The sequence below is a fragment of the Cupriavidus sp. F041 genome, assembly GCF_057814235.1.
Genome location: NZ_JBVASY010000002.1, coordinates 1941302 through 1957216 on the forward strand (window position 1 = coordinate 1941302; position 15915 = coordinate 1957216).

Genomic DNA, 15915 nt, shown 5'->3' on the forward strand with positions numbered 1-15915 from the left:
CCTTGCCCAACAGGCTCTCTGGCGGCACCTGTGGTGCCTGCTCATCCATCCTGCCTTGAAGGATGTCAACAACGGCACGCCATAGCGGCCGCTGCCGCTCGGCGTGTTGGCTACCCGCGGACTATGGCATGTCGTGTGTTGGCCTCAAGCGAACGGGCTGGAGGAGTGTCGACGTCAATTTGATCAAGGATTCCGTCATGCTGCCCGACGCCGATTACTACATCTGCGGACCGATCCCGTTCATGCGGATGCAGCACGATGCCCTGCAGAACCTGGGCATCCCAGAGACGCGGAGTCACCATGAAGTGTTCGGGCCGGACCTATTCGATGAGTAGAACAGTTCTGAGCCTTCAACCGAATAGTCAGCAGCAGGTCCGGAAAAATGGCGGCCAAAGGCGACGTCGCCGGGCTCACATGCCAGTCCAGTATGGCTTGCGCAACTCGTTCTTGAGCACCTTGCCTGCCGCGGAAAGTGGCAGACTGACGCGGAACTCTATGCTCTTGGGGCACTTGTAGCCACCGAGACTGGAGCGGCAATGCGTACGCAATTCCTCTTCCGAGACCTGGGTTCCTTCGCGCAGCAGCACCACGGCGTGCACCGCCTCGCCCCACTTTTCGTCGGGGATGCCAATCACGGCGCTGACGGCGACTGCGGGATGCCGGCCCAGTGCCTCCTCCACCTCGGCGGGATAGACATTCTCCCCCCCGGAAATGATCATGTCCTTGATCCGGTCCACCACGTAGAGATAGGCCTCGGCGTCCATGTGGCCGCCATCGCCGGTACGCAACCAGCCATCACGCAAAGCCTGCGCTGTTTCCTCGGGGCGATTCCAATAGCCCATCATTACCACGGGCCCGCGCACCTGGATCTCGCCCGGCGCGCCGTAGGGGACCTCCTTGCCCTCGAGGTCGGCAATGCGGATCTCGGTGGCATAGCCGGCGCGGCCTGCCGAACGGATCCGCGGGTCCCGGCGGTCTTCCGGGGCGCTGCCGATGCGGTTGACCGAAACCGACGCCGCGGTCTCCGTCATGCCATAGGCGTGAATGAACTCAACCCCAGGGAACGCCGCAAGTGCCCGCTCCAACAACGGCAGGGCCATGGGCGCGGCGCCCCAGAGGATACGTCGGATGCTAGATAGGTCGTGCCGACCGAACGCCGGGTCATCCACAAGCATCTGGATCATGCTAGGCACCATTACCAAGTCAGTAATGCCCTCTTGCTCTATGGTGCGCAGTACGACCTCCGGCTGAAAGGCCGGCAGCGTGACACAGGTTCCGCCCACGACAATCTGGCCGACCAGCCGCCCGAGCCCTGCGACGTGAAAAAGCGGTGCCACAAGCAACGTGACGAAGTCCGCCGGATTGGGCACCTCCGCCATGCGTCCCACCATTGAGCTCCAGAGATTTCCGTGCGAGAGCATCACACCTTTGGGAAAGCCCGTGGTCCCACCTGTGTAGAGGATGGCTGACAGTTCCTCGGCTGCGCAGCGAACGTCCTCCACCGGGTCGCTCGAGGCGATCAGTACTTCGTAATTTTGCATGCCCTGCGGCGTGGGCTGATGGCCAAGATGAACGATCGTGGCAAGGCTTGGTACTTTCTTCCCCAACTCGCGCCCAAGGGCGACGAAGGCGTCATCGATCAGAAGTACGCGCACGCCGCAATCGTTCAGCGCATAGACCATCTCGGCCTCGCTCCAGCGAGTATTGACCGGGTTGAGCACCGCTCCGCTCCACCAGACCGCCAGGGCGGTTTCAACGTAGCGGCCACGATTCGGCGCGAGCACGGCAACGCGGTCCCCTGGCCGCACTCCCAAGCGCTGCAGACCTGCAGACAAGCACGCAACGCGCGCGTGCAGCTCACGGAACGAAAGCCGCCGGCTCTCGTCCACCAGGGCTGTCTTGTCGGGATGGCGTTGCAATGCACGATGCAGACCAGCGGTGAGGTACATCTTGTCTCCTTATGTCTTGTCCGCCCGATTGGAGCGGGTCTAGCCTGCATTCAAGCGCATGTAAAAGATCGCGGCAACCGCAAATCGGATCAAAAGCCATTGGCAAGAAATGCCAGCATCAGCATGCCACCATGAAGGCTGTGGAAGCTATTGGTCAGATCGGCCCGTGGCTGCAACGACAGTCGCGCCACACCAGCAACGGCAAATTCACGGCGCAAGCCCGGCAGGTGATTGAAGGCCACCTGACTGAACGGCGTGGAAGTGTCGATCTCAGCAGCCATGAATTGCATTTCCATGGTCTAGGGGCGCCGCGGGACACTATGCTTGCAACCGGCAGCTGGCTTCGGTCAGATGGGCGCAGCACCGGATGATGACGCGGGCGGCCACTGGAACGGTGCCGGCTGCTTGCTCAGGAAGGCGTTCACCGCGTCACGATGCTGCGCCGTGCCCATTGCCAGTGCCTGGGCGGAAGCCTCCATCTCCAGGAGAGCCTGGAGGTCGCCGCCGCCGGTGGCGGCCAGCGTGCGCTTGACCAGGCTCACTGCAACCGGTGAGGCTTTCACGAAACTCGCAGCCAGGGCGTGGGCGCGCGCTAGCAGGGCATCCGGCGCATGCAACTCCATTACGATGCCCAGTTGCTGTGCCTCGGTCGCGCCGAGTTCGCGCGCCGAGAGCATCAACTCCTTGGCTCGCTGCACACCCACGATACGCGGCAGGGTATAGAACGCACCACAGTCAGGCACCAGGCCGATGCGCAGGAAGGACATCGCAAAGCGAGCGCGCGGCGTAGCGAGCACGAAATCGGCCGCCAGTGCCAAACTAAAGCCAGCGCCGTAGGCGGCCCCATCTACCGCGGCGATGACTGGCCTGTCCAGCGTCAACAAGGCCTGCAGCCATTCGTGAAGCTCTTGTAGACGTGCGCGCCAGCCCTCGTTGTCGAGGTTCGCGCCAGCGATGTTCTTCAGGTCGCCCCCGGAGCAGAAATGGCCGTTGGCCCCGGTGATGACCAGGGCCCGAATCTCGCGTTCTTGCCGAACATGCGCCACCACCCGCGCAACCTCCACGCGCATGGCCGGGTCCAGCGCATTGCGCTTGCCCGGGTTGTCCAGCGTAAGCGTGGCGACCTGCTCACGAACTTCGAAGCGGATGGTTTGGAAGGCTTGTTCCATGGTTTTCTCCGATTCAGGCGGCCACAGCGGAGCCAAGATCGCGCCCTCCGGCCAGCGAACTGCCGCCGTCCACCGGGATCACCGCACCGGTTACGAATTGCGCACGCAGCGAACTCAGGAATAGCGCCATATCTGCCACGTCATCGACTCGGCCGAAACGGCGTAGCGGGATCGAAGCCTGCATATGCGCGAGGGCTTCCGGCGTCGGCGCCAGACGCCGCACGCCCTCTGTGTCGCCGATCGGGCCAGGCACTATTGAGTTGACGCGGATGCCGTCGCCACCCCACTCCATGGCCAGCACGCGGGTCAGCATATCCACCCCCGCCTTCGCCGCGCAGACATGCGCCTGGTACTTCGTCGGATTGAAGGCCTGCGGCGCCGAGATGCTCAATACCGAGGCCCCTGGCTTGCGCAGGTAGGCGTAGGCCGCGCGCAGGACGTGGAATGTTCCGTTAAGATCGATGTCCACCACGGTGCGAAAACCCTTGGTCGACATGCCCAGAGCAGGCGCAACGAAATTGCCTGCGGCGCCGGATACGAGCACGTCAATGTCGCCGAACGCAGCATGGGCGTGACCTAGCGCCTCGGCGATCGCATCGGCGTCCCGCACATCGGCGGCGAAGCCCAGCGCTTCCCCGCCAAGCTCGCGCAATTGCGCTACTGCGGCCTGCACCCTCTCCGGCGTACGGCTCGCGATCGCTACGCGGGCGCCGCGCTCGGCAAACGCCTTCGCAATGGCAAAATTGATGCCGCTGCTGCCGCCGGCCACGAAAACGGTCTTGTCCTGAAATTGATCGATGGAAGTCATGCGGTCTCCTGCTTGCTGGGATATTGGTTGTGCGAATGGGCCAGTCATTGCCCGTTTCCTGTGCGATGCGCGTCCTGCAATTCGCGCCAAAGGATCTTGCCGGTGCCGGACTTCGGCTCGTACATGACGTTCTCCACCTCCGCGGGCCAGACCTTGCTCTCGGCGTAGCAAGCGCTGGATGCAATCGCCCACAAGGCTGCGCGCGACCTCTGCCCGGGTCGCGCACTCCGCGAGCTTGAAGCGCGTATTCTGCAGGCTCATCGGCCTCGTGCAGGAAGCTGCCCCCTCCGCCGCCATATTCCTCGGGGATACTCGCGCACAGCAGCCCGGCCGCTCCGGCCTTGAACCAGATGTCACGATCGGCATGGTGTTGCTTGGCCCAGCGCGCCTCATTGGGCACGCAATCCTTGTCGAAGGAGCGGCGTGCGGTCTCACGCACCATCACCAGATCGGAATCGGTTCAAGGGTGTGCGGCGGTGCTCATGGCCTGCCCCCGCCGCAGACCAGCACTTGGCCACTGACATAGTTCGACTCTGGGATGCAGAACATGTAAACCGCTCCCGCCGCCTCGTGGGGCGTGCCGCCTCGGCCGAACGGAATCAGCGCCTCGGCGTTCTTCAACACTTGCGGATTCACGCCAACTTTGATCTGCTGGCCAGCGATGTCGATCTTCGCGTCGGCATCCGCGGCGACCTCAGTCAGGCGAGTCATGATCAGTCCGAAGGCGACACTGTTGACGTTCACCTTGTAGCGGCCCCACTCCTTGGCCATCGCCCTGGTCAAGCCGTTAATGCCCGCCTTGGCGGCGGCGTAGTTGGCTTGCCCGGCATTGCCGTACACGCCCGAGGTGGAGGAGATATTGACGACCTTGCGGAAGACCGGCGTGCCAGCCTCGGCCTCGCGCTTGGCCGCGTCCCTAATGAAGCCGGACGCAGCGCGCAGGATGCGGAACGGTGCCGTCAGGTGCACGGCGAGCATTGCCTCCCACTGCTCGTCAGTCATCTTCTGCACCACGCTGTCCCAGGTGTAGCCGGCATTGTTAATGATAATGTCCAAGCCCCCGAAGCTCGCCAGCGCCTGCTGAACGAAGCGGTCGGCGAAGCCAGCATCCGTCACGCTGCCGACGCAGGCCGCAGCCTCTCCTCCGCACGCGCGGATCTCGGCCACGGTCTGCTCAGCCGGGGCAGCGTCCAAGTCGTTGATCACCACTCGCGCGCCTTCGCTAGCGAGCTTGAGTGCGATTTCGCGGCCGATGCCGCGGCCCGAACCGGAGACAAGGGCGACCTTTCCTTCTAGTTTGCGAGTCATAGTGAATGCCTATATGGGTTGGGAGGAATCAGGCAAGAGCGATCAGCGCTTCGCCGGCCAGCTTTGTCTGGCCATCCTGGTAGGTCGTGGCAACTTCGACGCGGGCGCACCGCTCGCCGTCCTTGGACAACAGTTCCACAACGCGGCCGGCACAGGTAATGCGTTCTCCGACCTGGGTGATGGCAGCGAACCGCACGCTGAAATCGCGAATCGCGGGCTGCGGAACCCACTGTGCGAGCAGGCGAGCGAGCCAGGCCATGGACAACATCCCGTGAGCGAACACGTCGGGCATGCCTGCGGCCCGCGCGAAATCAGTGTCCACATGGATAGGGTTGTGGTCTCCCGACGCGCCGCAGTAGAGCGCCAGATTCAAGCGGGAGATCGGCGGCAGTTCGAGCGAAGGCAGGCTATCTCCCACCTTCACGCGGTCCAGGTCAACTGCAGGTGATGTCATCTCATTTCCCCATCGTGTTGCGGATAACGGTGACGCAGCGCAGTTCGGCCACTCGCGCGTTGCTCTGGTTGGTGACCTCTGTCTTTCGAACCACGAACGCCAGAGCGCCACCCTTCTTTTCGTAGATGTCGTCGATGCGTTGCGTGAAGGTCAGCGTGTCGCCGGCGTAAGCCATGGCGTGGTAGGTAAAGCCTTGCTCGCCATGCAGCAAGCTGCGGTAGTCCATGCCAAGCAGGTTGCGGATGGCCGCCGGGTCGGGCGACTCCATCTCCAGGCAGAACAGGAAAGTCGGCGGCACGGGCAATGCCGGATGGCCGGCGGCGCTGGCAGCAGCTTCCTCAATGTAAAGCGGGTCTGCCTGTCCGGTCGCCTTGGCGAAGAAGCGCAACCGCCCGGCCTCGACCGGCACGCTGAACGAAGGGAAAGTGTGCCCGATGAAATGCTTGTCGATCATGGTCGTGCCCTCAAACCGCCTCGTACAGCGTAACCACGCAAGCGCCGCCCAAGCCGAGGTTGTGTTGCAGAGCGAGACGCGCCCCCTCGACTTGGCGCTGGCCAGCCTGGCCGCGCAGTTGCCATACCAACTCCGCGCACTGGGCCAGGCCAGTCGCCCCGAGAGGGTGCCCCTTGGATAGCAGGCCGCCCGAGGGGTTGGTCACCACGCGGCCACCGTAGGTGTTATCGCCGTCGAGAATGAACTTCTCCGCCGTGCCCTCCGCCGTGAGGCCAAGACCTTCATAGGTGATCAGTTCGTTTGCGCTGAAACAGTCGTGCAACTCGACCACATCTAGGTCATCCGGACCGATGCCAGCCGCCTCGTACACCTGCTTGGCCGCCGCCACCGTCATGTCGTAGCCGACAACCTTTCGCATGTCATCGCTGTCAAAGGTGGCAGCGGTGTCAGTAGTCATGGCCTGCGCGGCGATCACTACACCCATGTTGAGGTTGTGCTTGCGTGCGAAATCGGCCGAGCAGACGATAGCCGCGGCCGCGCCGCAGGTCGGCGGGCAGCACTGGTAGCGCGTAAGCGGCCCGAACACTTTGGGGGAGGCCATGACTTCGTCGAGTGTCAGAGTCTGACGAAACACGGCCAGAGGATTGCGCGCAGCGTGCTGGCGCGCCTTGACCGAGATACGTCCGAACGTGTCCGCACGGATGCCGTACTTTTTCATGTAGTCGACGCCCGCGCCACCGAAGAACTGTGCCGCGCGGGGAGCATCGGGCTGATAGCCCTGGTGCGCGGTCATGGCATCCACGAAACGCGCCATGGGTGACGGACGGTCGTCGTAGGCGCCCTTCAGCGCGCCGGGCACCATTTGTTCGAAGCCAAGCGCGATCGCGCATTCGATGCCGCCACTTTCGACGGCCTGGCGCGCCAGGAACAGTGCGCTCGAACCGGTGGAGCAGTTGTTGTTCAGGTTGAACACCGGGATACCCGTCAGCCCTACGCCGTAAATCGCCGCTTGCCCGGCCGTGGAGTCGCCGTAGACGTAGCCGACATAGGCCTGCTGCACATCGGCATAGTCGACACCTGCGTCGTCCAGCGCCAGCTTTGCGGCGCGCGCGCCCATGACGTGGTAGGAATCACTGGCGCCGGGCTTGGTGAAGGGAATCATGCCGACACCAACGACGTGTACGGGTCTTTTCATCTGGGTCATGAGGTTAGCTCCTGGTTGGAGTCGGGAATTAGGACAGGGCAAACGTCGCGGTTCAGGTGGGCGAGATGAATACGTCCATGAGAATCCACTCCAACGGCATGGTTCGCGCCATGATGAACATGTTCGGTTCGAACGGCGTGCCATCAAACAGACGCAGGCCTATCGCCTCCCCCCGAATCTTCGGACTCACCGGCTGATGCCGCTACGGAAGGCCCACGGACCGTAGTTTGCGGCCCCGACGTCGTCTCGCCAATCGCGCTTTGGTACAAAATGATTGGCAAAAAATATCAGCGCGCGCGCCGAGGTAGCCAGTCGTGCCGAGCACGCGCTCTGCCCTGTCGCGCAGGCTGCAACGTCAAGGAAAATGTTGAAGGCAAAGGAGCCCGGGCGCTCGAAACAGGAACTGAAGTCAGGAGGGCACGGGGCAATGCCAACCCGGCTTGGCAGGAAAGATCAGGTGGATCACGATGGACCCGATTTCAGGTGTGTCTGTCGGTAGACGCCCGGCGCTTGACCGGTCCACCCCTTGAAGGCGCGATGGAAGGTGCTGGCCTCCGAAAACCCGAGCCGGTTGGCGATATCCAGCAAGGTAAGGTCGGGCTGCGCGAGGTATTCAATGGCCGCGTCACGTCGCAGTTCGTCCTTGATCCCCTGGAAACCCAGCCCCTCCTCCCGCAAGCGACGACGCAGAGTTTGCGGAGTCATTGCGAGCGACTCGCTGACCGCCTCCAACGACGGCATCTCGCCGGCAAGATGGCGACGGAACTGGCGCCGGATGCGCTCACTGAGGCTACCCTGATCGCGATATCTGATCAGCAGATCGGCTGGCGCACGCCGCACGAAATCAACAAGGCTCTGATGCGTCTGTACTACCGGCAGGTCGAGCCATCGGGCTTCGAAGCGGAAGCCAACCCATGGGTATGCATAGGCTACCGGAGCCTGGAACACGCGACCAGCATCGCTGCTGCTGCCCTGATCACTTGGCCGGTACATCAGTTCGTGCACCGGAATGCGCCGCGCAACCAGCCAGGATGCCAGCCCATAGGTGAAGAAACAGAACGTGAGGTCGGCGTAGTGCAAGCGGGGATCGCGGATGCCTCTCGATACCAGGCGCACCGAGGCAAGCTCACGCTCCACCACCAAGCGCGGCACGAAGTCATCGAGCAACAGGTGATAGATCTGGAATCCGGTGCGCAGGGCTTCGCCAAGCGTGCGACAGTGGATCAACTGACGACAGACCTGCACAAAGCTCCCCGGCCGCAATGGGCGGCTGCACAGGCCCCAGATCTCGTCTCGCATCACGTGACGGAGCGTGCGGATCAGCGCGGCATATTGCTCCTGCGTGACCCTGGATAACGATGACGCCAGAAGCGCCGGGGCAATGCCGGCACGAAGCAGGATCGGCTCTATCGCCAGACCGCGCTGCCGCGCGCCCTGCAGGATCTGTTCGACCTGCAAGAGGGCAATCGTGTGTCGCGTCACCGTTGAGGACATCGGTTGATTCTAGTTCTCAGATCCCGGATGAGGCCTTTCGTCCTCCGTGCAATATGGCGGCCTGAATCAGGCGTCCAGCGAGGGCCTGGGCTGCGCATCCTGCTTCCGTCTTCGATCAGCGTCACTGCGGAGAACATCAGTCAAGTTTAATGCCCAGTTCACGGACGGAAGACTTCTCGCGCTCGTACTGCTCCGCGGCGAACTTCGCATACTGCTCGCTACTGAGGTAGACGTCTTCGAGATCGATGGCCTCCAGCGACTTCGCATATGCCGGCGCCTGTGTCGCGCTTCTGAAAGCGTCATGGAGTCTCTTTACGACAGCAGGGTCCATTCCCTTGGGGCCGACAATGCCGACCTGCGAACTGGCCGTGATGTCGTACCCTCGCTCCTTCAGGGTCGGCACTTCCTTGAAACGCGGGAACCGGCTCTCGCCCACGATCGCCAGCGCACGCACCTTGCCCGCCACGGCGTATTGTCCCCAGCCGGGATCCAGCACGGCGTCTACGTTGCCGGCCAGCAAGGCCATGATCTCCTCAGAGCCACCCTTGTAGGGTGCGAACGTGAACTGTACCCCGGCCGCCTTGCCCAGCCGCTCCATGGCAATATGGCCGAAGCTGCCGATGCCCACCGATGCGTAAGTCACCTTGCCGGGATTGGCCTTTGCATAGGCGAGGAATTCTTCCAGGCTTTTCCACCTGGCATCGGCGCGCACGACAAGTCCGTAGCGGTAGTTTGTGAGCCCGATAATATAGGTGAAGTCCTTTCTCGGGTCATAAGCCGTTTTTTGGAGGTGCGGCATACGAAAGATATTCGCTGCGACCATCGACAAGGTATATCCGTCGGACGCCGCAGTCTGGCTCATCACAGACGCCGCAAGTGTTGCACCGACTCCTGGCTTGTTGATCGGCACCACCCGCTGGTTGAGCGCCTTGCCGGCACCGTCCAGCAGGACACGCATGGAAGCATCGGTCGGCCCACCAGGGGGGAACGGAATCCAGAACTCAATCGGCCTCGATGGATACGCGTCGGCGGCAAAGGCCGGGGACAGCATCGCCATCACAACGGCGACAGTGGAAAATACCCGTAATGCGATAGAACGCAGACATGCCAGCCTCTGAAAGCCTGCAACTGTTTCCTTCTTCATTGTGTAGTCTCCTCTCTTGAATGCGCTTGTAGTCCTGCCCAGCCTTTGTTTTCCACCCCTATCGTTTCGGGCTGCCTCGTGCCTGGGCTGCCACGCCCTTAGCCCACGCTCGTCACCCCTGGATACCGGTGACATACCCCATTTGACCTGGGCGACACCAGTCAGCCGCACGGCAAGTTGGTTGCCACCGGTTTCCATGGCCAGGTTTTCCTGGCAGGTCGGGCTGATACGCAATGGCCGCCGCTTGACGCACTCACCTCAGCGTAGCTGAGCAGCCGGCCGCGCGGCAATTGCCGACTCTTTCATTCTTGTTGGCATAAATGCTCACGTCGAGGCGATGAAATGGGGGAGTCTCGCGCTGGCCAGCACGCCGCTGGCTCGCTTGCCCAGGGACTCAACGGCAACTGGATGTCTGTGGCCGGGGCGGCAGCCCGCCCATGGCCATGGTGAGCCGGAAACATCGCACGGCGCGCAGCAACTGCAAGCCGAACCAGACGTTCGCCGCTGCAAACGAAAGACCGCCAGGCAAAGCCAGCCATCGCGGGGCTAGCGGCAGCGCCAGCAGCAGGACATAGGACAGCAGCAGCAAGTTGGCTTGCCAGCGTTGCCGGGCGGGCGAAATCATCGCTTGCATGGCGGGAATCCGCGCCGGCAAGGGCAACCGGCGGCGCAAATGCAGCCAGATCAGGAATGGCACGATCTTGCCGGCCATCGCGGTTACCGGCAACACCCCGCAGCCGACCAGCACCGCCGTTCCGATCCACCAGGGAATCGCGACGGCCGTTGGCAGGACGATGGCGGCCAGCGACAATGTGACGGCACCCAGCGCGCTCATGCAAGCCGCGACCCAAAGGCGCCACCCCGGATCATGGCGACGCCGCGCACGCAGTACGCCTGCCAATCCGTATGCCGCGAGTATCCCCAGGAGCAGCAGCAGAGGCGCCGCGCCGGGTCCGGCGATCCGTGGCAGATCGATCACCACACCGCTGTACCCCAGCAGGAGCAGCCAGATGCCCCAGGGCAGGAAGCGAACCAGGCTGGCCGGCAGCCGCCCGGTCTGCCAGAACATTGGCACCACCGTCGTCGCGACACCGGCAACGAGCGTGGCCAGCCAGCCAACCAGCCCCCAGGCGACATGCAGTTGCAACAACGGACCCAGCGACAATTGCCACTGCCCGCCAAGTACGCCAGCCAGCGCCGCGCCAGTCGTGACCGTCACGATCAGCGCCCCGCCTATGCCCGCCAGCGTGCGCGTGGTGGCGTCCGTGGCTGCCACGCGCGTTCCCGCCCGCAGCAATGCCAGTCCGACGAGGCTTAGAAATGGGGCCCCTAGCACGATTGCCACGCGAAAGCCCGGTGGCCGGCCAGCCAGGAATCCCCCCGCCAGCCCGAATGCGGTGCTCCCCCCTGTCAAAGCGACCCAGGGTGCCAGGCTGGCGGCGCCGCGTATCCGCACCCCGGCGACCACCGGCATCATCTGGAACAAGGCCCCCACCATGACTGGAACCAGCATCCCCAGCGCCAGCAGATGGACCGCCGCCAGCACCGTCGGGGAAAAGCGGAACGGCAAGCCGTCCGCGGGTCCGAATGCCAGCAGCAATCCCGCCGCCGCGCCAAGCCATGGCGCCGGCAGCAGGCAGCCGAGGACCATGGATGGCCGGGGCGCATTCTCGTATTTCAGGTGTGCCTTAGTGCTCCCCGCCATGCCCTATCCTCGCTCTCAATCCTGGCGCAGCCATGCTAGCCGCCAGAGGCCGCGTTGTCCTTGATCGCGGTAAAGGGTTGCACGCCTGGGTTGCAAGCCAGCCCGTCAGCTTGTGCCGCGCCTTTCTTGCGCTAACTCAACAAAGCGCGTGCCGCTTCGGGCGATACTCGAAGATTGGCAGCAGGCAATTGGAGAAGGCCTGGCCCAACCGGAGTGTGATCATGTTTTCTCCCGCCGCCAGTCTTCCTGGCTTCGATTCACCGATTGAGTTGCTGCTGGCCTGCCATGACAAGGTGCGGCGTTTTGCCGGCTTATGTCACAGGCTTGAGCAGCATGCGGTACTGCACGGCGCGGATGAAGAAGCACGAGCCGCCGCCGCCAGCGTGCTGAGATACTTCCAGTTGGCAGCGCCGCTGCACCACGCGGACGAGGAGGAAGACCTGTTCCCCGCGCTGCGGGAACTGGGTGACGCCAGCCTGACCGCAAGTATTGACGAGCTGGATGCCGAGCATGAGTACCTGGGTGAATTGTGGTGTTGCGTGCAGCCCTGGCTGGAGGCGATGTCGCTGGGGACAAGGCACCCTGCCCCGCCTGAGCTCAAGGCGTTCGCCACACGCTATCCGGAGCACGCATTGCGGGAGGAGCGCGAGGTTTATCCCGCAGCCGTACGGTTGTCGCGCGATCGCCTCGCCGGGATTGGCCAGCGCATGGCGCAACGAAGAGGCGCACGCTAGCGGTCCTGGCCGTCAAAGCTCGCCAGCCAAGACGGGCTGACTTGATCTGCCACAAGATCCGATTGACCCGGGCGTGGAATCCTATGCGCTACTAGCTGTCGTCGCACTCCGGGATACGCCGTCATTTGCCGGTCCGCAAGGCCGGCCTGCCCCAGAGGCAAGCTGCGACAGCTTGACCGATGCAACCACCGCCACTGAGGCAATCCATGCGCCACAAACTAAATCTCGAGGGGCTGCTGGGAAGCCTGCCGCTCTTCCGTAACCTCGACACAGAGCAACTGGCCGAACTGGCGGGCTCCTGCCATGAGGTCAGGGTATCCAAGCACAGCCATCTCTTCCGGCGCGGCGACGCGGCTGCGGGCTTATACGTTGTTGCCGTTGGCCAGATCAAGCTGGCACTGCCCTCGGTGCACGGCAACCTCGAGAAAATCGTCGAGTTCTTCGGCCCCGGCGAGGCATTTGGGGAGGCCGTCATGTTCCTTGACCGCCCCTACCTGGTGGACGCCCAGGCGCTCGACGACACGCTGCTTATCCTGCTCGACAAGAAGGATATATTTGCCGCCATCGATCGCGATCCGTCCTTTGCGCGCCGCATGCTTGCGGGCCTGTCGATGCGCCTGCATACCCTGGTGCAGGATATCGAGACGGTGAACCTGCACAATTCGCAGCAGAGAGTGATCGGCTACCTGCTGAACGGGCCTCGCGAGGGCAACCTCACGCGCTTTGCCGTCAACAAGAATCTGATCGCTTCCAAGCTGGGGCTGTCGCCGGCAACGCTTTCGCGCACCCTGCAGCGGCTCAGCGAAGCGGCCTTGATCAGCGTAGCCGGCCCTGAAGTCGTGATTCACGATATCCAGGCGCTTCAGCGCAGGTTTGCCGGCGGGTAAGCGCGCCCTCGCGGCGTGAAACCCCCAACCGGAAATTGCTTGACAGGCGTCAATCGCGGCGGACCAATACCTCGCTAGCATGCCTGCGTAGACACGCTACCAAGGACGCTGCCATGCAAACCAACACTCCCTTTCTCTTCGACGCGCGCGGCATTGCCAAGCGCTTTCGCCATGCCGCGATTTTTGGTGCGCTCGAAGCGCTGGGCGAAGGCGAGTCGATGCGATTCGTCAACGATCACGATCCCCTTCCCCTGATCGAGCAACTGCGCCGGCGCTATCAAGATCAACTCCAGATTGCCTACGTTGAGCGCGCGGGCGATGCCGTGGTGATCGACTTCACCGTCCATCCCGCAGCCGCCACACAGGGATGCGGTAGCGGAAACGGCACAGGCTGCGGCTGCAGCGGCGGCTAACCACGCCGTCCTCCGCTGCATTCAGGCCGTCTTCGCTCCCCCGATTCGCTTTTTCCGCAATTGGCTTGCCCGCGGACAAGCCGGCCCAGGCAGGCCTGAATATCAACAGGTTCATACGATGCGCCTTACCACCATGACCGACTACGCGCTACGGCTGCTGATCTACGTGGCGCGGCATCCTGAACGGATGTGCACCAATAGCGAGATCGCACAGGCCTACGGCATCTCCAGAGCACACATCGTCAAGGTGACGCACAAGCTCAGCCGCCAGGGATGGATCGCGACCATGCGCGGCAGAGGCGGCGGCATGCAGTTGTCGTCCGGGCCAGGAAGCATCAATCTCGGCGACGTGGTTCGCAGCGTGGAGCCCGATTTCGATCTGGTTGCCGGCCTCGCCGACGGCAGCACCCGCAAGTTCGCGAGCGACGAGCATCTTTGCTGCGTCATGGATGGCGCTCGCCGGAGTTTCCTGCAGCATCTTGAAAGCTATACGCTCGCCGACCTGCTGGCGCGGGCATTTTCGGCTCCGCCGCATGCCGGCGTAGTAGTAGATCCGGGCAGAAACTGAGGCCGTCCGATGTGGCCCTCGCCGTCCGGTGGAAGATTCAGGACTGCCGGGGCCGTGGCGCCTCGCGGGCGCGCCATGCCCGCGCCGCGGCGGCGGCTACGGCGATGAAGAGCAGGATGGCGGCAACGTTGCCCGCCGCCGCCACGGCCCTGACTGCCGGCAACGCGTGGCCGAAACTCAACCGCGCTGCCAGGGAGAGATGCAGCAAGGCAAGCGGCACATAGAAGCTGTTGCCGAACTGCAGCTTGGTACGCGTGATCGCCGGCAGGATGACAGGCGCATGCGCCATCACCATGCTGACGATAAAGCCCAGTCCCAGCGCATGGAAGGCGGCGTCGCGCCATGGCAGCCCTGCCGCGGTTCCCGCCCACGCCACGCCTGCCACCAACAGCCAGCCATAGCCCAGAAGCAGGCAGACCGCCATGTAGCGGCTCAGTCCGTGGCTGCGCACCGTGCGGCGCGCAATGTCGAACAATGCCAGCCAGGCGGCAAGCAACGCCAGCGATGCGCCATAGACGAAACCGCCGATCCTGCCCGGGTTCCCTTCCAGCGCCGAGCCGGCGGCACCGAGCACCAGCACCGTCAGAATGGCAAGCAAGGCCGCTTGCGCGCCGGGCCTGCGGCGCATCAGGCGCGTCATTTCAAGCCGCTCGGCTGCGACCGTGACAACCAGGAAAATAAAGTACCAGGCGTTGACCGAGGCCAGCCAGTGGCCTGACGCCAATCCCGCGTTGCCGGCCAGCCAGGCCACCGCGGCGACCAGCAGCAAGGCGGTATGGGCAGCCGGCTGGCGCCGCACTACTGCCACGCTGACGCCCACGAACACCAGCACGCCGGCTGCCATGGCCCACGCGCCGGCGGCAGGCAATCCCGCCACCATCAGCAAAGCGCCCAGCCCCGATGCCACTGGCGCCGCAAAGGCGGCGGGACGGCCTAGCGCCACCGCACGCTCGATGCCGATGACCGTGCCGAAAAAGCCGCCGGTCATCAAGGCGCCGTGGAACTGGAGCGCGTGCCACGGCAGGTGGTAATCGCCGGCCCAAGGCAGCGTCACGCCTGCGCGCAACAATCCGCCGAGCATGCCCGCGAGCAGTGCGAATACGGCCAGCAGCAGCACCGCCAGCCGAGGCCAGGTCTTGCGCTGGCGTCCTTGCGCGCGACGCGCGGCCACGCTCACCATCCCATGGCGTGCTTCGCGCTGGCGCTCATGCGCTCCGGCGTCCATGCGGGCTCCCAGCATAATTCCACTTCGATCAGGTATCCCAGTGGCATCACGCCTTCCAGTTCGATTTGCACATCGTCCAGGATCATGTCGGCCACCGGACATGCGGCGGAAGTCATGGTCATCGAGACATGCACGGATCCGTCCGATACGGTGATGGCGTAGATCAGGCCAACGTCAAGGATGCACAGTGCCAGTTCCGGATCCACCACGCGGCGCAGGGCGTCCATGATAGGCATGCGCCATTCCTCCGCCCCCTGGTAGTCAAGCCTGCGTGCCTCGGTTGAGGCTTGCCTGGTGAGCATGCTTCTCTCCTTGTCGAATTCCTGTTGCGCAGCTTTCATCGTAGTACGGGCCACCTTTCCTGCGTGGCCCGTACTGCGATCGATTGACATGGCGCAA

Annotated in this window: 17 protein-coding genes and 2 pseudogenes; 5 read left to right on the forward strand and 14 right to left on the reverse strand. The window is 63.6% G+C overall.

What is annotated here, in order from left to right; genetic code table 11:
* Positions 1-167: 167 nt before the first annotated feature.
* Positions 168-335 (forward strand): annotated as a pseudogene (locus ACZY0R_RS26240) (nitric oxide dioxygenase); the annotation flags it as partial.
* 75 nt (positions 336-410) lie between these two features.
* Here ACZY0R_RS26240 and ACZY0R_RS26245 read toward each other — a convergent pair.
* The 12 genes and pseudogenes from ACZY0R_RS26245 to ACZY0R_RS26300 all read right to left on the reverse strand — a co-directional run bounded on the left by ACZY0R_RS26245 (position 411) and on the right by ACZY0R_RS26300 (position 11689).
* The gene (locus ACZY0R_RS26245) at positions 411-1949 is read right to left on the reverse strand and encodes a class I adenylate-forming enzyme family protein (RefSeq protein WP_488862463.1); all 1539 of its coding nucleotides are present in this window, start codon (positions 1947-1949) and stop codon (positions 411-413) included.
* 89 nt (positions 1950-2038) lie between these two features.
* Positions 2039-2245, reverse strand: a complete 207-nt coding sequence (locus ACZY0R_RS26250; RefSeq protein WP_488862465.1) for a hypothetical protein — start codon at positions 2243-2245, stop codon at positions 2039-2041.
* A gap of 51 nt (positions 2246-2296) precedes the next feature.
* Positions 2297-3118 (reverse strand): enoyl-CoA hydratase/isomerase family protein, encoded by an 822-nt coding sequence (locus tag ACZY0R_RS26255; protein ID WP_488862467.1) that lies wholly within the window; start codon positions 3116-3118, stop codon positions 2297-2299.
* A gap of 13 nt (positions 3119-3131) precedes the next feature.
* Entirely contained in the window at positions 3132-3926 is a 795-nt protein-coding gene (locus ACZY0R_RS26260; protein WP_488862469.1) for an SDR family oxidoreductase, read from the reverse strand.
* A gap of 277 nt (positions 3927-4203) precedes the next feature.
* A pseudogene (locus ACZY0R_RS26265) lies at positions 4204-4368 on the reverse strand (acyl-CoA dehydrogenase family protein); the annotation flags it as partial.
* Between the two features lie 38 nt (positions 4369-4406).
* Positions 4407-5234, reverse strand: coding sequence for an SDR family NAD(P)-dependent oxidoreductase (locus ACZY0R_RS26270; RefSeq protein WP_488862471.1), 828 nt, complete (start codon positions 5232-5234; stop codon positions 4407-4409).
* A gap of 28 nt (positions 5235-5262) precedes the next feature.
* Entirely contained in the window at positions 5263-5688 is a 426-nt protein-coding gene (locus ACZY0R_RS26275) for a MaoC family dehydratase (protein ID WP_488862473.1), read from the reverse strand.
* 1 nt (position 5689) lies between these two features.
* A complete protein-coding gene (locus ACZY0R_RS26280) occupies positions 5690-6142 on the reverse strand; it encodes a MaoC family dehydratase N-terminal domain-containing protein (RefSeq protein ID WP_488862475.1) in 453 nt (150 codons plus the stop codon).
* Between the two features lie 10 nt (positions 6143-6152).
* Positions 6153-7337, reverse strand: a complete 1185-nt coding sequence (locus ACZY0R_RS26285; protein ID WP_488866183.1) for a lipid-transfer protein — start codon at positions 7335-7337, stop codon at positions 6153-6155.
* A gap of 471 nt (positions 7338-7808) precedes the next feature.
* Complete coding sequence (locus tag ACZY0R_RS26290; protein WP_488862477.1) at positions 7809-8804, reverse strand: AraC family transcriptional regulator; 996 nt, start codon at positions 8802-8804, stop codon at positions 7809-7811.
* Positions 8805-8976: 172 nt separating this feature from the next.
* Complete coding sequence (locus ACZY0R_RS26295) at positions 8977-9984, reverse strand: tripartite tricarboxylate transporter substrate binding protein (protein WP_488862479.1); 1008 nt, start codon at positions 9982-9984, stop codon at positions 8977-8979.
* A 394-nt stretch (positions 9985-10378) separates the two neighbouring features.
* Positions 10379-11689 (reverse strand): hypothetical protein, encoded by a 1311-nt coding sequence (locus ACZY0R_RS26300; protein ID WP_488862481.1) that lies wholly within the window; start codon positions 11687-11689, stop codon positions 10379-10381.
* A gap of 221 nt (positions 11690-11910) precedes the next feature.
* Between ACZY0R_RS26300 and ACZY0R_RS26305 the strand changes: the two genes are divergently transcribed.
* The 4 genes from ACZY0R_RS26305 to ACZY0R_RS26320 all read left to right on the forward strand — a co-directional run bounded on the left by ACZY0R_RS26305 (position 11911) and on the right by ACZY0R_RS26320 (position 14291).
* Positions 11911-12423, forward strand: coding sequence for a hemerythrin domain-containing protein (locus tag ACZY0R_RS26305; protein ID WP_488862483.1), 513 nt, complete (start codon positions 11911-11913; stop codon positions 12421-12423).
* Positions 12424-12629: 206 nt separating this feature from the next.
* A complete protein-coding gene (locus ACZY0R_RS26310; RefSeq protein ID WP_488862485.1) occupies positions 12630-13310 on the forward strand; it encodes a Crp/Fnr family transcriptional regulator in 681 nt (226 codons plus the stop codon).
* A gap of 113 nt (positions 13311-13423) precedes the next feature.
* Positions 13424-13723, forward strand: a complete 300-nt coding sequence (locus ACZY0R_RS26315; RefSeq protein WP_045241117.1) for a DUF2249 domain-containing protein — start codon at positions 13424-13426, stop codon at positions 13721-13723.
* A gap of 118 nt (positions 13724-13841) precedes the next feature.
* Positions 13842-14291 carry an RrF2 family transcriptional regulator gene (locus ACZY0R_RS26320; RefSeq protein WP_045241118.1) on the forward strand — a complete coding sequence of 150 codons (450 nt, stop codon included), beginning with the start codon at positions 13842-13844 and terminating at the stop codon, positions 14289-14291.
* A gap of 37 nt (positions 14292-14328) precedes the next feature.
* On the opposite strand, the gene ACZY0R_RS26325 is transcribed toward ACZY0R_RS26320, so the two are convergent.
* Entirely contained in the window at positions 14329-15516 is a 1188-nt protein-coding gene (locus ACZY0R_RS26325; protein ID WP_488862488.1) for a DUF8744 domain-containing protein, read from the reverse strand.
* The gene (locus ACZY0R_RS26330) at positions 15465-15818 is read right to left on the reverse strand and encodes a metal-sulfur cluster assembly factor (protein ID WP_488862490.1); all 354 of its coding nucleotides are present in this window, start codon (positions 15816-15818) and stop codon (positions 15465-15467) included. Before ACZY0R_RS26330 ends, ACZY0R_RS26325 begins: the two co-directional genes overlap by 52 nt.
* Between the last annotated feature and the right edge of the window lie 97 nt (positions 15819-15915).

Coding starts and splice junctions, on each gene's coding strand:
- ACZY0R_RS26245 (WP_488862463.1), bottom strand. CDS start 1,949: ATGTACCTCACCGCTGGTCTGCATCGTGCATTGCAACGCCATCCCGAC.
- ACZY0R_RS26250 (WP_488862465.1), bottom strand. CDS start 2,245: ATGGAAATGCAATTCATGGCTGCTGAGATCGACACTTCCACGCCGTTC.
- ACZY0R_RS26255 (WP_488862467.1), bottom strand. CDS start 3,118: ATGGAACAAGCCTTCCAAACCATCCGCTTCGAAGTTCGTGAGCAGGTC.
- ACZY0R_RS26260 (WP_488862469.1), bottom strand. CDS start 3,926: ATGACTTCCATCGATCAATTTCAGGACAAGACCGTTTTCGTGGCCGGC.
- ACZY0R_RS26270 (WP_488862471.1), bottom strand. CDS start 5,234: ATGACTCGCAAACTAGAAGGAAAGGTCGCCCTTGTCTCCGGTTCGGGC.
- ACZY0R_RS26275 (WP_488862473.1), bottom strand. CDS start 5,688: ATGACATCACCTGCAGTTGACCTGGACCGCGTGAAGGTGGGAGATAGC.
- ACZY0R_RS26280 (WP_488862475.1), bottom strand. CDS start 6,142: ATGATCGACAAGCATTTCATCGGGCACACTTTCCCTTCGTTCAGCGTG.
- ACZY0R_RS26285 (WP_488866183.1), bottom strand. CDS start 7,337: ATGAAAAGACCCGTACACGTCGTTGGTGTCGGCATGATTCCCTTCACC.
- ACZY0R_RS26295 (WP_488862479.1), bottom strand. CDS start 9,984: ATGAAGAAGGAAACAGTTGCAGGCTTTCAGAGGCTGGCATGTCTGCGT.
- ACZY0R_RS26300 (WP_488862481.1), bottom strand. CDS start 11,689: ATGGCGGGGAGCACTAAGGCACACCTGAAATACGAGAATGCGCCCCGG.
- ACZY0R_RS26305 (WP_488862483.1), top strand. CDS start 11,911: ATGTTTTCTCCCGCCGCCAGTCTTCCTGGCTTCGATTCACCGATTGAG.
- ACZY0R_RS26310 (WP_488862485.1), top strand. CDS start 12,630: ATGCGCCACAAACTAAATCTCGAGGGGCTGCTGGGAAGCCTGCCGCTC.
- ACZY0R_RS26315 (WP_045241117.1), top strand. CDS start 13,424: ATGCAAACCAACACTCCCTTTCTCTTCGACGCGCGCGGCATTGCCAAG.
- ACZY0R_RS26320 (WP_045241118.1), top strand. CDS start 13,842: ATGCGCCTTACCACCATGACCGACTACGCGCTACGGCTGCTGATCTAC.
- ACZY0R_RS26325 (WP_488862488.1), bottom strand. CDS start 15,516: ATGGACGCCGGAGCGCATGAGCGCCAGCGCGAAGCACGCCATGGGATG.
- ACZY0R_RS26330 (WP_488862490.1), bottom strand. CDS start 15,818: ATGCTCACCAGGCAAGCCTCAACCGAGGCACGCAGGCTTGACTACCAG.